Genomic DNA, 14,344 nt, shown 5'->3' on the forward strand with positions numbered 1-14,344 from the left:
GCGTGCCCTTCCTGGCTGAGTTAGCAATCCAGACGCAACGCTAGTGGGCGATCAACGCGCGATAGATGCGCTCTGCCACGACAGCGTCGCTCAGGTAGCCGGTGATTCCATGGCGGTTTGAGGTGTCATTGTCCACGTCGGTCTTGTTCTCGATCGCGGGAACAACTTCGAAATTGCGTGAATCCAATGGAAACAGTGCGACGACGTCACGCTCGTCCATGGCGTTAAACCAGGTATCGACGCACAGCGGATAGACAAGCGGCTTGACGCGCGCTTTGACGACCGCCACGGCCAAGGGCGACCCGAGGGTGATGAACTCCGGCACGCGAACGCCGGGCGCCGGTTCCCCCTTGGCCAGCACGTTATAGGCGACGACCGTGCCCAGGGAGTGACTGACAACGACAGTTTCAGTGCCAGCCTTAAATGCGCTTCGGACGCCATCGTCCATGACCTTGCGGACGGTCGCATGATGAAGGTATTGATAGACGTCGCGGGTGGCGACGGCGACGCTCACGCCACTTGCACCGGGAATTTTTCGATCAATGATCCCGAGAATGGCCTGCACCCAGCCCCAATTCTGGACCCCGCGCGTCTGCCCGGCCCGCAGGGCTTGTTCCACCTCCGCCTCACCGATCCCGGACCGTGCCTGTACCTCGCCAAGCCAGGCTTGGAGAAATTCACCCTCGGAAGGTGGCAGTGGCCGTTCGCCCCGGACGACGACTTTGGCTGCCTCTTCCGGAGATAGTCCGTCCGACATCTGGTCAAGTGTATCGCCGTAGTAGGGGAAGCGAATTTGATCATCGCTGATCGGTCGTCGCAATCCGGACTTTGCCAGGCCCCGCTCCCACGCCCCAATCCACTCCGACTTCAGCGCTGTTGAATCTTTGCCCTGCTGTGAGCGGCCGTGAACGAAAACCAGCTGTCGATTCATTTTCACCTCCGAAGAGTTAAATAATGAGACGGACGGAAAGCGCCCGCAGCGGGAAAGATCCTGAACACAGTCTGCCACATGCTAGGATTTTTACAACAAAAAATTTCGCATGGAGGTCCGGGTTGTCGCGAATTGGGATGTCTCGTGGCGCAGAGCAAGTTTCTGGTGCGCGCTGGCGTGCGGGGAGTCTGCCGAACTGGCAGCAGCCATCGGTAACGTAGCGGCAAGGTAGATTGGCTATGGATTGACCGATCAGCCTTCCACCGGCGCAGCCGCCTTCACGCCGTTGAGGATGGCCGAGAGTTCATCCAGGTCCACTGGTTTGACCAGGTGATGATCGAACCCGGCCTCGCGGGTGCGCTGGCGGTCGGTTTCCTGGCCGTAGCCAGTGACCGCGATCAGTACTGCTGACGCCGTGCGGGGCTGCGCCCGCAGTTGCCGTGCCAGTTCGTTGCCATCCATCTGGGGCAGGCCGATATCGAGCAGGAACACATCCGGAACGGCGCCTGCCTGCTCCCCCAGCGCGCCGTGCGCATCATGCGATATGACGACATCGTGGCCCAGCGCCCTCAGCATCAGGCCCAGCATGTCAGCCGCATCGACATTGTCGTCCACCACCGCGATCCGTAATGCCTGCGCGGCGAGCGGCAAGGTCGGTGCTTGCGATTCGCTCCCTGCCGCACGCGGTACGTCGATGCGTGGCAGGCAAACAGAAAAACTGCTGCCTTTGCCGATGCCCTCACTGCTGCAGGTCACCGTGCCGCCATGCAACGCCATCAGGTTTTTCACAAGCGCCAGGCCCAGGCCCAGGCCGCCGCCGGAGCGGTCTGAACTGCGCTCGGCCTGGGCAAACAAGTCAAAGGCATGCGCGGCCAGGTCAGAAGCCATCCCGATCCCGTTATCGGTCACCTGGATCATCACGTGGGTTTCCCGCACGTCCGTACGAAGCAGAATGTTGCCGCCTTCCAACGTATATTTGGCGGCATTGTTCAGGATATTTGTCAGCACCTGCACCAGCCGCTTCTTATCGCCCAGGACCATGGTGGTCTGTGGCGGCAACTGCAAGGTCAGGTGATGATGCCTGGCCTGGATCAGCGGCGTAACCTGTTCCACCGCGTCGACCACGATGTCCCTGATGTCGAGCGCGCCTTTTTCCAGCTCCACCAGGCCCCTGGTCACCCGCGATACATCGAGCAGATCGTCGATCAGGTGCGTCATGTGTCCCACCTGGCGGCTGATGATGTGGCTCGTGCGGCGCACTCCCGCATCATCCAGTTGACCGATCTGCAGCAGCCGGGCGGCGGCGCCGATTGGCGCCAGCGGATTTCTCAGTTCATGTGCCAGCATGGCCAGGAACTCATCTTTGCGGCGGTCCGCATCTTTCAGCTTTTGGTCGGCAATCTTGCGCTCGGTGATATCGCGGAAAAAAATGGCCAGCTCGTCGCCGCCTGCCGGATAGGCGCGCATTTCGATCCAGGTCGGGGCGCCGGTGTCCGATGGCCGGCAAGACTCCCACGTCTCCGGTTCACGCGTGTGCATGATGCGCCGGTAGCGGTGCTCGTCCTCGGTGCCAAGCATTTCCGGCCAGATGTCCCATAGACGCTTGCCGGCAACCTCCGCGCCCACGCGCCCTGAAATGCGCAATCCTTCTTCGTTCATTTCCAGCAATGTCCAGTTCCGCGCAAACAGGGCAAAGCCCTCGGTCATGCCGTCAAAGACGGAGCGGCTGCGATCGCGCTCGGTGCGCATCTTGGCCTGCGCCCGCACGCTTTCCACGGCGGCCCAGGTCCGGTCCACCATGTCCTGCGCCATGGCCAGTTCCAGCCCGGACCACTGATGAGCCTGCGAACGGTGCACATTCAGTGTCGCCCTCAACCGCCCTTGCTTAATGACAGGAATGGCGACGAACGACCTGACGCCCTTGGCGAGATAGGCACTGGCGCTCTCTGCGCTTTTTTCGTCCAGCGTGACGTCATTGATGGCGAGCGTGCGCCCTGCCTCTACCTCGGCAATAATCAAGGCGCCGAAATCGCTCAACCGCAGGCGCTGCCCCGTCATTGACGGCAATGTTCCGGCCGTCCAGTCCGGTTGCACCATGGCAAACCCGGGCCCGGCCACTTCGCAGTAGAACACGCGCTCGGCACCCAGCTCGGTGCCGAGCAGCTCGCTCGCAGCGGCAATGACGCTGTCGGGATCGGCCAGCGGCCGGATCCGGTCGGCCAGCGCCAGCTGGAAGCGCTGGCGGGCGGCCAGCAGATGGAGTGCTTCCTCGGCCTGGCGCCGGTCATGGATATCGACCGACGCGCCGAACCACTGGACGATCGCACCCGTGTCAGGGTCGCGGTAGGGTTCTGCGCGCACGATGAACCAGCGATATTGCCCGGCAGCGGAACGGATCCGATGTTCGACCTCGAACGAGGTGCCGGAGCGCCGGGCGGCATTGAAGCGCTCCATGGTGATGGCCACGTCATCCGGATGCACCGCGGCAGCTGCAGTCTCCGCTGCCGTGGCAGGATTGAATTGGATGCCCGTGTACTGGCGCCACTGCCGATTGAAAAATTCCGTGCGCCCCTGCGAATCGGTGATCCACACGATCTGCGGAACGGAATCGGCCATCAATCGGAACCGCCGCTCGCCCTGGTACACGGATTGGCCGATGGTGGTCGTGCGGAACTGCTTAGCCAGGTGCTGGAGATGCCGGTATTTCATTATTGGAGCTGACGATATGTATTTGGCACCGATAGTACGGCATTGGGGCAATCCATGCGCACGCAACCAAACCAATCAATGGTCTTTGTCGAGAAATAAAGTGAGCCGCTTGTGCACTCGGCATGTATTCACGTCTTGAATATGGCGTATTCGTGGCGAATGGCAAGTCATTCAGATTATGAATGCCGAGTATCAGAACATGAAATTGGCGTTATATGTTACCGAGATCCATAATGTGCATATACCAAATCACATTCAACATCACAAGAGGGATCGATATGAACATCGCCAAGAACATGGAAGTCGTCTTCATCGCAGCACTGGCCTTTGCCGGTTTCACCACCTTCGCCACGGCTGACGTCACGCCGGCGCCAAAGGCACAAGCCGCAGTGGCAGCACCGTCGGTAGCAGAAGCGAGCATCGCCACCGTCGTCGTGTCGACCAAGCGCCTGACCGCTGAAGAGAAGGCCCGCCTTGGATCGTAACCCTGCAATGGTTTCGCAGGCAGTCAGGCAAGTGCCTGGTCGAGCAGTTCGATCCAGTGCGACACGGGTGTATCAGTACCCGATTGAAGGTGATTGACGCAGCCAACATTGGCCGACACAATCACCTCCGGATTGGTAGCTAGCAGGTTTTCCAGCTTCCGGTCCCGCAGTTCCGTAGCAAGCGCGGGATGCAGCATCGAATAGGTGCCCGCAGAACCGCAGCACAGATGGCTGTCGGCGCAAAGATGTACGTCAATGCCGGCAGCGCGCAGTACCCCTTCCACCTTTCCCCTTATCTGCTGGCCGTGCTGCAAGGTGCATGGCGGGTGATAAGCCACGCGTGCTGCTCGCGGCTTGGCCATGGACGCCAGCTCGCCTTCAAACTGCGGCATGATCTCCGACAGGTCGCGCGTTAGCGCCGCAATGCGGGCCGCCTTGTCGGCGTAGGCCGGATCGTGCGCCAGCAGGTGGCCGTATTCCTTGACCGTGACGCCGCAGCCTGAAGCGGTCATCACGATCGCCTCCACCTGCCCCACCAGCGGCCACCAGGCATCGATATTGCGGCGCATGTCATCCAGGCCCGCTTCCTGGTCATTCATGTGAAAGCGCAGCGCGCCACAGCAACCGGCCTTTTTGGCCGTGATCAGCTGCACGCCAACGGCATCGAGCACCCGCGCGGTGGCGGCATTGATGTTGGGCGCCATGGCCGGCTGCACGCAGCCTTGTAGCACCAGCATCTTGCGCGCATGCTCGCGCTGCGGCCACTTACCGGCGCGCGCCGTCTTGCGCAGCTTGTCCTGCAGGGCCGGCGACAGCAGGGGCCGCACCAGTTGCCCCGCCTTGTACAAGGGCTTGAACACCCACGCCCGGGGCAGCGCTTCCTTGAGCATGGTGCGCTTGATGCGCTCGCCCAGTGGCCGCGCCACCCGCGCCTCCACCACCTTGCGGCCAATGTCGGCCAGCCGCCCGTATTGGACACCGGACGGACACGTGGTTTCGCAATTGCGGCACGTCAGGCAGCGGTCCAGGTGCAGCTGGGTCTTGTGCGTCACCGGCGCGCCTTCCAGCACCTGCTTGATCAGATAGATGCGGCCCCGCGGACCATCGAGCTCATCGCCCAGAATCTGGTAGGTGGGACAGGTGGCTGTGCAAAAGCCGCAATGAACGCAGGCGCGCAGGATCGCCTCGGCCTCGTCGCCGTCGCGCGTGCCCTTGATGAAGTCTGCGAGATTAGTCTGCATACATGCGCCCGATGTTAAATATCCTGGATGGATCGAAGGAGGCCTTGAGCCGTTCATGGATGCGGGCCACGGCCGGCGCCAGCGGATGGAACACGCCACTGCGCTTGTCGCCACCGCGAAACAGCGTCGCGTGGCCGCCGGCCGCCGCCACCGCGCGCCGGATATTGGTCGCCGTGACCGGATCCGACCCGGCCTTGAGCCAGCGCTGCGCGCCGCCCCACTCCACCATCTGCTCGCCGCGCAGAATGATGGCCCCGCAGGCCGATGGCACCGACAGGCGCCACAGGCTGTCGCAGCCGGCAAACCAGGCAAGTTCCTGTTCGCGCAGGGCGCGCCAGAAGGCGTCGGCCTCGCTCACCATCTCGCCACCGAGCGAGCGCACTGCGGCATCGACTGCAGCGCCGGCGCCCGACAGCCGCACTGTCAGCGCGCCCCCATGCCAGCAGCTGGCCGAAATGGGCAGCGGCTGGCCGCCCCACTCGTTCAGTCGCATGAGCGCTTCGATCTCGCTCATCTCAAACCGTAGGCTCGCTTCGCGCACCGGCCGTGGCAAGACCTTGACCGACAGCTGCAACATCAGGCCAAGGGTCCCGAGCGACCCGGCCAGCATGCGCGAGACATCGTAGCCTGCCACGTTCTTCATCACCTGCCCGCCAAAGGTCAGCACCTGGCCACGGCCGTCCAGCAGCACGGCGCCCAGCACGAAATCGCGTGCGGCCCCGCTGGTGGCGCGCCGCGGCCCACACAGGCCGCTGGCGATGGCGCCGCCAAAGGTGGCACCGGCACCGAAATGCGGCGGCTCGAAAGCAAGCATCTGGCCACGCTCGGCCAGCGCTGCCTCGATCTCGGCCAGCGGCGTGCCACAGCGCGCCGTGATCACCAGTTCCGTGGGTTCGTAATCGATGATGCCGGTGTGGGTGCGCGTATCAAGAATCTCCCCTTCGGTGCGCTGTCCATACCAGTCCTTGGTGCCGCCGCCGCGAATGCGCAGCGGCTGCGCGCGCTCCGCAGCGGCAAGCACCTGGTCGCGGAAGGTCTGAGTCTGGTCCATATTAAAAGCGCAGCAGGCCGGCAAAAGGGAGCACGCCACCCGAGACGCGCATCTTGCCAAATTCGGCGCAGCGGTTCAGGGTGGGAATGGCCTTGTCGGGATTGAGCAAAAAGGCTGGATCAAAGGCGCGCTTGACGGCGAAAAACGCTTCCAGCTCTGCGCGCGAAAACTGCAGGCACATGGAGTTGATCTTTTCGATGCCCACGCCGTGCTCGCCCGTGATGGTGCCGCCCACGTCCACGCACAGCGCCAGGATCTCGGCGCCAAACGCCTCGGCCCGGTCAAATTCGCCGGGCTGGTTGGCATCGAACAGGATCAGGGGATGCAGGTTGCCGTCGCCCGCGTGGAACACATTGGCGCAGCGCAGGCCATATTTTGCTTCCATCGCCTCGATCCCGAGCAGCACCCGCGCCAGGTGCTTGCGCGGGATGGTCCCGTCCATGCAGTAGTAATCAGGCGAGATGCGGCCGGCTGCGGGGAACGCGTTCTTGCGCCCCGACCAGAAGCGCAGTCGCTCCGCCTCGTTCTGCGATACGTTCAGAGACGTGGCGCCAGCGGTAGCGAGCACCGCCGACATGTGGGCAATTTCCTCCTCCACCTCGTGCCCGGTGCCGTCCGCCTCGCACAGCAGGATGGCGGCCGCATCCAGGTCGTAGCCGGCCTTGACGAAGGGCTCCACCATGCGCGACGAAGTGCGGTCCATCATTTCCAGCCCGGCCGGGATGATGCCGGCGCCGATCACGCTCGCCACCGCATTCCCGCCGGTGACAACACTGTCGAATGAGGCCATGATCACGCGCGCGCAGGCCGGCTTGGGCACCAGCTTTACCGTGACCTCGGTGACGATGCCCAGCATCCCCTCGGAACCGATGAACACGGCCAGCAGGTCCAGGCCAGGCGAGTCGAGCGACTCGCCCCCCAGTTCGATCAAGTCGCCCTCGATGGTGGCAACCCGCACCCGCAGCACGTTGTGGATCGTGAGACCGTACTTGAGGCAATGCACGCCACCCGAATTCTCCGCCACGTTGCCGCCAATGGTGCAGGCGATCTGCGACGACGGATCTGGCGCGTAATACAGGCCATGCGGCGCCGCGGCGTCGGAAATGGCCAGGTTGCGCACGCCCGGCTGCACCACCGCCAGCCGCGCAAAGGGCTCCATGCGCACGATGCGGTTCATGCGCGCCGTGGAAATGACCACGCCGTCCGCCAGCGGCATGGCCCCGCCGGACAGCCCGGTGCCGGCACCGCGCGGTACGATGGGCACACCAAGCTCGCGGCACACTGCCAGGATGGCCAGCACCTGGGCCTCGTCGCGCGGCAGCGTCACGATCATGGGCAGCTGGCGATAGGCAGTCAGGCCGTCGCACTCATACGGCCGCGTATCCTCGGCATCGGCCAGCACGCAGTCCTCAGGCAGCACCGCGCGCAATGCTGCGGCAACCTGTTGCTGGCGCTGGGGATCGACGGGGAGAGGGGCGGACATGGGTCGATTGTAAGCATAAACCGATTTTTTGTCGTATCCTCGCGCTATTCTTTTCTGGACAGGGACACAAGATGGCAAATCGGCTTTCAAAAATCGCCACCCGCAAGGGCGACGACGGCAGCACCGGGCTTGGCGACGGCAGCCGCACGGCCAAGGACAGCGTACGGATTCACACGCTCGGCGAAGTCGACGAGCTGAACTCTTTTGTCGGCCTGCTGTTGTGCGAAGACATGCCGGCGGACCTGCGCGAAGAACTCATCTCGATCCAGCACGACCTGTTCGACCTGGGCGGCGAACTGTGCATCCCGGGCTACACCATGATCACCCAAGAGCACGTGGCGCGCATCGACACCCTGCTGGAAAAGTACAACGCCACCCTGCCGCCGCTGAAAGACTTCATCCTGCCGGCCGGTTCGCGCGCGGCCTCCGTGGCGCACCTGTGCCGCACTGTGTGCCGGCGCGCGGAACGGAGCATTGTGGCGCTGGGAAAGTCGGAAACCATCAATGAGCATCCACGTCAATACGTCAACCGCCTGTCGGACCTCATGTTCGTGTTGTCGCGGGTATTGAATCGCTTTGCCGGTGGCACCGATGTACTATGGCAGCACGAACGCAAACGGGGGTAATCACATGAAAACGCTGATCCTGGCCACTGCCATGGCGGCCAGTCTCGCCAATGCAGCCACGCCCGACGTCACCCGCGCCGAGGTCGCGCACCTGATGAACGCGGTCGAAAAATCGCAATGCAAATTCAATCGCAACGGCAGCTGGCACGACGCCACGGCAGCGCGCAAACACCTGGCCAAAAAGTTCGATTACATGGCCAAGCGCGACCTGGTCCCGAGCACCGAGGCGTTCATCGAACGCGGTGCCTCCACCAGCAGCACCAGCGGCAAACCGTACCAGATGCAGTGCGGCAGTGGTGCAGCCATCGCCAGCGGCCAATGGCTCATGGCGGAACTCAAGCGCTACCGCGGCGCGAGCAGATAAGCGCAGACGCAGCCACCGCTGTCGCGATGGCGGCGCATGCGACGTCCTGGAAAATATCTGTTCAGCGCTTGTCCACTTGGTAAGAAAACGTCGCATAATCCCTGTTCATCATTTGATCAGGGACTTTCATGTCAAGCTGCCGCACCGCGCCTTTGCTGCCGCGGGTCTTCGTGTTCCTTGCCGCCCTTGCTGCGTTGTGCGCGGCCACTGCGCAAACGGCGCCGGCGCCCTATTCCTCTACTTACACCCCGGCGGCCGCGGCCCCTGTCCTGTTTCGTCATGCGACGATTCTTAATGGAAATGGCGTGCGCCTGGACGATGCCGACCTCCTGATCGAAAACGGCAAGATCGCGGCCGTCGGCCGGGCCCTTGCGGCGCCCGCCAATGCCACCATCGTGGACGCGGCAGGACGCTGGCTTTCGCCGGGCATCATCGATCCCCACTCCCACCTCGGCGGCAATGGCTCCCCGCATGTGTGGGCCACCGGGACATCAACGAAATGACCAGCCCCACCACCCCGCAGGTATGGGTCGAGCATTCGGTATGGCCGCAGGACCCGGGCTTCATGGCCGCGCGCGCGGGCGGGGTGACGTCGCTCCTGATCCTGCCGGGATCGGCCAATCTGATTGGCGGGCGCGGGGTGCTGCTCAAGAACGTCGCCGCCACCACCTACCAGGAGATGAAATTCCCGAACGCGCCCCAGGTACTCAAGATGGCCTGCGGCGAAAACCCCAAGCGGGTCTACGGCGAGCAGAAAAAAATGCCATCGACCCTGATGGGCAATGTAGCCGGCTACCGCGAGGCGTTCACCAAGGCGAACAACTACCGCGCCAAGTTGCGCGCCTGGGAAAAGAAGGGGGACGGCGCCCCGCCCGACCGCGACATCGGCACCGACACCCTGCTGGACGTCATGGATGGCAAAATCCTGGTGCAGTGGCACTGCTACCGCGCCGACCAGATGGCCACGGCGCTGGACCTGGCGCGCGAATTCAACTTCAAGATCCATGCCTTCCACCATGCAGTGGAAGCGTACAAGATCGCGCCCCTGCTCAAGGCAACCGGCACCTGCGCTGCGCTGTGGGCCGACTGGTACGGCTTCAAGCTTGAGTCGCATGACGGCATCCGCGAGAATGTGGCCATTGTCGACGCGGTGGGCGCCTGCGCCATGATGCACTCGGACGACGAAACCGGCATCCAGCACCTGAACCAGGAAGCGGCCAAGGCCATGGCCGCTGGCCGCCGCGCGGGCCTGGACATCTCACCGGAGCGGGCCATGACCTGGCTGACCTCGAACCCGGCGCGCGCACTGGGCGTGGCCGACAAGGTGGGCACGCTGGAAGCGGGCAAGCAGGCCGACGTAGTGCTGTGGAGCCGCGATCCATTTTCCATCTACGCTCAGGCAGACCTGGTCTATATTGACGGCGCACTGGTCCACGACCGCCGCCGGCCGCAGCCCCACAGCGATTTCAGCCTGGGCAGTGGCCAGCGCAGGGAGCAGCCATGATCACCCCACGCAAACTGTTGATGACGGCGCTGCTGGTGTTTGCCCTGCCTGCCACGGCGTCCACCACTGCCTTTATTAACGCCACCATCTACACCGCTGACAAGGCAGGCGTGATCACCAACGGCACGCTGGTAATGCGCGAGAGCCGTATTGTGTCGGTGGGTAGCGGCGCGCCGCCCGCCGGCGCCACCATCATCGATGCCCGCGGCAAGACGCTCACGCCCGGCATGTTTGCGCCACTGAGCAGCCTTGGCGTGAGCGAGATCGACGGCGTCAGGGAGACCAACGACAGCGGCAGTGGCCACGGCCGCTACAGCGCTTCGATCGACATGGCCGATGCCTTTAACCCGCTGTCGCTGCGCATTCCGATTGCGCGCGTGGATGGCGTAACGCGCGCCATGGTGTCGCCGCAGTCGCGTCCCGGCGGCAGCGTGATCGTGGGCCAGGGCGCGGTGGTGTCGCTTGGCACCGATGCCGAATGGATGGTCAAGCCCAGGGCGGCGATGTTCGCGGAGTTTGGCGAGGGCGGCGCAAGCCTGAGCGGCACGCGGGCCACGGCGGCGCAGGCGATCCGCGAAGCGTTCGCGGAAGTGCGCAACGCCCGCGCGAAAGTCACGCGCGAACCAAACCTCGACAGCCTGCTCAGCAGCGCGGACATTGCCGCCCTGCGTCCGGTGCTGGCAGGGCAGACACCACTGGTGGTCCACGCCGACCGCGCATCCGACATCGTTGCCGCGCTCAAGCTGGCAAAGCAAAACAAGCTGCGCCTGGTGATCGCGGGCGGTTCGGAAGCGTGGCTGGTGGCACGCCAGCTGGCCGATGCAAAGGTTGCGGTCATCCTTGACCCGCAACTGCAGCTGCCCAACAGTTTCGAGAGCATGGGTGCGCGCCGCGACAATGCGCGCCTGCTGCACGAAGCCGGCGTAACGGTAGCGTTCAGCTCCGACAAGACCGCTTCGTACAACGCGCGCATCTTGCGCCAGCTCGCCGGCATTGCAATCAATTCCGGCCTCGACCCGCAGGCAGCACTGGCTGCGATCACGCTGCATCCGGCCCGCCTGTATGGCGTGGGCAAGGACCTGGGCAGCCTGGCAGCCGGCAAGCTGGCCGACGTCGTGATGTGGGATGGCGATCCTTTCGAGCTGTCCAGTCATCCGGAAGCGGTATTCATCAGCGGCACCCGCATGGACACCAGCACGCGCCAGAGTGCCCTGCGCGACAAGTACATGCGCATGCACCGATTGAAGTAAACACCCGGGCCGGGTTGCGGCCTGAAGCTGTCCCTTTTGTTCAATCACTTTTTGCGAGGCTTTCATGATTCGACCTGTTCTGTCTCTGTTGTTCGCTGCAAGTGTGGTACCACCTGCCATCGCCGCCACCGCGGCCGAGCCCCAGGTGCCCCTGATCGAACGCGCCAAATTCTTTGGCAACCCGACCAAGGTGGGAGCCCGTATCAGCCCTGATGAAAAATGGCTGACCTGGATCGCACCGCGCGATGGCGTGCTCAATGTCTGGGTGGCGCCGGTCAATGATCCGGACAAGGCACGGCCGCTGACTGCGGAAAAGGGCCGCCCGATTCGCGGCTCTTTCTGGTCGCCGGATTCGAAAATGGTCTTGTTCATCAACGACAAGGGCGGCGACGAAAACTTCCTGCTGTACGGCGTGAACGTGGTGAGCGGCGAGCAGAAGGCGCTCACGCCGTTTGAAAAGACCCGCGTCTCAATCGTGAAAATCAGCCGCACCATCAAGGACCGCATGCTGGTGGGCGTGAACAACCGCGACCCGCGCTGGCACGACGTGCACAGCCTGGACCTGGCCACCGGCAAGCTCACGCTCGTGTACCAGAATGATGGCTTCAGCGGCTTTTTGGCAGACGACAACCTGCGCCTGCGCATGGCCAGCAAGGCGCGCAAGGACGGCGGCGTCGACTACTTCCGGATGAACGATGGGAAAGCCTCGGAAGAACCACTGACGTCGGTAGGCCTGGAGGACGTGCAGACCACGATCCCGCTCGACTTCAGCGCCGACGGCAAGACGCTGTACTGGACCGATGCGCGCGGACGCAATACGGCGGCGCTGGTGGCGCAGGACGTCGAATCGGGCAAGACCAGTATCGTGGCCGAAGACCCGAGGGCCGACATCTTCTCTGCAATGTATGACCGCAAGACCGGCAAGCCGCTGGCATACGCCGTCAATTACCTAAAGCGCGAACACGTCGCGCTTGATCCCAGGATCAAGGCCGATCTTGCGTACCTGACCGCGCAGGCCAAGGGCTCGATCGACATATCCTCGCGCAGCGATGCCGACGACAAGTGGACCGTGACGGTGGATGGCGTGACATCCCCCTCCACCACCTGGCTGTATGACCGCAAGGCAAAGCGCCTGAAGAAGCTGTTTGTCAGCCGCCCGGAACTTGAAGGCGCGCCGCTGGTGCAGATGCATCCGCACGAGATCAAGTCGCGCGACGGCATGACGCTGGTGTCCTACCTCACGCTGCCAAAGGAGGCCGATCCCACGTCCAGCGGCAAGGCCGTCAAGCCGGTGCCGATGGTACTGCTGGTGCATGGCGGTCCGTGGGCGCGCGACACTTATGGCTATGACGGTTATCACCAGTGGCTGGCCAATCGCGGCTATGCGGTACTGGCCGTGAACTTCCGCGGCTCAACCGGCTTCGGCAAAAAATTCATTTCGGCCGGCGACATGCAATGGGGCCGCAAGATGCACGACGACCTGCTCGACGCAGTGAACTGGGCGGTGGCGCAGGGTTACACCACGGCCGACAAGGTGGCCATCATGGGCGCCTCCTACGGCGGCTACGCAACGCTGGCCGGCCTCGCGTTCACGCCCACCAGCTTCGCCTGCGGGGTGGACATTGTCGGTCCGTCAAGCCTGGAGACACTGCTGCAATCGATCCCGCCGTACTGGGAAAGCATCCGCAACCAGTTCTACCGCCGCATGGGCGACCTGAACACGCCCGAGGGCCGTGCGCTGCTCAAGGAGCGCTCGCCGCTGTACGCTGCCGACAAGATCGTGCGTCCGCTGCTGATCGGCCAGGGCGCCAATGACCCGCGCGTGAACATCAAGGAGTCCGACCAGATCGTGGACGCCATGAAGGCCAAGAACATCCCAGTGACCTACGTTGTGTTCCCTGACGAAGGCCATGGTTTTGCCCGGCCGGCCAACAACATTGCGTTCAATGCGGTGACGGAAAACTTCTTGTCCCAGTGCCTGGGCGGCCGCGCCGAGCCGATTGGCGATGTGCTGAAAGCGTCGACGGCGCAAGTCAGGCACGGCGCGCAGTTTGCTCCGGGCCTCCAGGAAGCGCTGGGTGGCACGGTGGGCAACGGCATGACCACGGACGGCAAGCCGGCTGGGACGAAGTAGCCCGTCGATGTACCTGTCCCGAGCTTCCCGGGACCGCGTTGCCATAGCCCGTCCTGGCGGGCTATGGCAGCGACCGCGCTTGTCAAAACCTAGTGGTCAAAGCTCATCACTCGCGCCAGTTTCCAGCCGTCCGACCCTTTTTTCCAGACGTGTACAAACTTGTACACGCTGCAGGCATCCGCTTGGCTCAGATCGCAAAAGCGATGTTTTCCGGTTTGGATTGCGCCATAATCGGGAACGGGATAGACCTCGATTGCGCCGACCAGATCGCGCCGAATTTTACGGCCACTGGCGAAATTTTTCCGGGTCGCTTCCAGGTTCTGCTCATAGTTCGACAGCCCGGCTTTATCGTGATAAAACTCGAGGTCGGTGGCAAACATTGTCTTGAGTTTTTCCAGATTGCGCGTGTTGACCGCATCGAACAGTGCAGCATCCATTGCTGCAATCTCTTTCTGCAGATTTGCATGCCCGGCTTGCGCCCACAACTGCGGTGCGAGACTTGACAGCAATGCCAGGATCAGAAGCTTGGTTTTCATGGACCTCTCCGCTAATGTGGACGCTGCGTG

The 14,344-nt window shown here is 63.2% G+C and carries 13 protein-coding genes; 7 read left to right on the forward strand and 6 right to left on the reverse strand.

Going from position 1 to position 14,344, the window contains the following annotated elements:
- Positions 1-40: 40 nt before the first annotated feature.
- Both KY495_RS04295 and KY495_RS04300 read right to left on the reverse strand, forming a co-directional pair.
- A complete protein-coding gene (locus tag KY495_RS04295) occupies positions 41-931 on the reverse strand; it encodes a hypothetical protein (protein ID WP_219882519.1) in 891 nt (296 codons plus the stop codon).
- Between the two features lie 252 nt (positions 932-1,183).
- Positions 1,184-3,640: an ATP-binding protein gene (locus KY495_RS04300; RefSeq protein WP_219882520.1), complete on the reverse strand. Its 2,457-nt coding sequence runs from the start codon at positions 3,638-3,640 to the stop codon at positions 1,184-1,186.
- A gap of 278 nt (positions 3,641-3,918) precedes the next feature.
- On the opposite strand from KY495_RS04300, the gene KY495_RS04305 reads away from it, so the two are divergent.
- Entirely contained in the window at positions 3,919-4,125 is a 207-nt protein-coding gene (locus KY495_RS04305; protein ID WP_219882521.1) for a hypothetical protein, read from the forward strand.
- A 23-nt stretch (positions 4,126-4,148) separates the two neighbouring features.
- Here the strand turns inward: KY495_RS04305 and glcF are convergent, their stop codons facing one another.
- Genes glcF through KY495_RS04320 form a run of 3 tightly spaced genes read right to left on the reverse strand, consistent with a single transcriptional unit; the run spans position 4,149 to position 7,900 of the window.
- Positions 4,149-5,366, reverse strand: coding sequence for a glycolate oxidase subunit GlcF (gene glcF, locus KY495_RS04310; RefSeq protein WP_219882522.1), 1,218 nt, complete (start codon positions 5,364-5,366; stop codon positions 4,149-4,151).
- Positions 5,356-6,417 (reverse strand): glycolate oxidase subunit GlcE, encoded by a 1,062-nt coding sequence (gene glcE / locus KY495_RS04315; protein ID WP_219882523.1) that lies wholly within the window; start codon positions 6,415-6,417, stop codon positions 5,356-5,358. The genes glcF and glcE overlap by 11 nt, the downstream gene beginning before the upstream one ends.
- A gap of 1 nt (position 6,418) precedes the next feature.
- Positions 6,419-7,900: an FAD-linked oxidase C-terminal domain-containing protein gene (locus KY495_RS04320; protein WP_219882524.1), complete on the reverse strand. Its 1,482-nt coding sequence runs from the start codon at positions 7,898-7,900 to the stop codon at positions 6,419-6,421.
- Positions 7,901-7,971: 71 nt separating this feature from the next.
- Here KY495_RS04320 and KY495_RS04325 point away from each other — a divergent pair, with 71 nt between their 5' ends.
- From KY495_RS04325 to KY495_RS04350, 6 genes are all read left to right on the forward strand, one after another.
- Positions 7,972-8,526: a cob(I)yrinic acid a,c-diamide adenosyltransferase gene (locus KY495_RS04325; protein ID WP_219882525.1), complete on the forward strand. Its 555-nt coding sequence runs from the start codon at positions 7,972-7,974 to the stop codon at positions 8,524-8,526.
- A 4-nt stretch (positions 8,527-8,530) separates the two neighbouring features.
- Positions 8,531-8,890: a DUF5329 domain-containing protein gene (locus KY495_RS04330; protein WP_219882526.1), complete on the forward strand. Its 360-nt coding sequence runs from the start codon at positions 8,531-8,533 to the stop codon at positions 8,888-8,890.
- Positions 8,891-9,018: 128 nt separating this feature from the next.
- On the forward strand, positions 9,019-9,393 hold the full coding sequence (locus KY495_RS04335; protein ID WP_219882527.1) for a hypothetical protein: 375 nt from the start codon (positions 9,019-9,021) through the stop codon (positions 9,391-9,393).
- A complete protein-coding gene (locus KY495_RS04340) occupies positions 9,390-10,394 on the forward strand; it encodes an amidohydrolase family protein (protein ID WP_219882528.1) in 1,005 nt (334 codons plus the stop codon). The genes KY495_RS04335 and KY495_RS04340 overlap by 4 nt, the downstream gene beginning before the upstream one ends.
- Positions 10,391-11,644 (forward strand): amidohydrolase family protein, encoded by a 1,254-nt coding sequence (locus KY495_RS04345; RefSeq protein WP_219882529.1) that lies wholly within the window; start codon positions 10,391-10,393, stop codon positions 11,642-11,644. Before KY495_RS04340 ends, KY495_RS04345 begins: the two co-directional genes overlap by 4 nt.
- 64 nt (positions 11,645-11,708) lie before the next feature.
- Entirely contained in the window at positions 11,709-13,778 is a 2,070-nt protein-coding gene (locus tag KY495_RS04350; protein WP_219882530.1) for a S9 family peptidase, read from the forward strand.
- An 89-nt stretch (positions 13,779-13,867) separates the two neighbouring features.
- On the opposite strand, the gene KY495_RS04355 is transcribed toward KY495_RS04350, so the two are convergent.
- Positions 13,868-14,314: a nuclear transport factor 2 family protein gene (locus tag KY495_RS04355; protein WP_219882531.1), complete on the reverse strand. Its 447-nt coding sequence runs from the start codon at positions 14,312-14,314 to the stop codon at positions 13,868-13,870.
- Positions 14,315-14,344: the final 30 nt, after the last annotated feature.

The sequence above is a fragment of the Massilia sp. PAMC28688 genome (assembly GCF_019443445.1).
GTDB lineage: Bacteria > Pseudomonadota > Gammaproteobacteria > Burkholderiales > Burkholderiaceae_D > Telluria_A.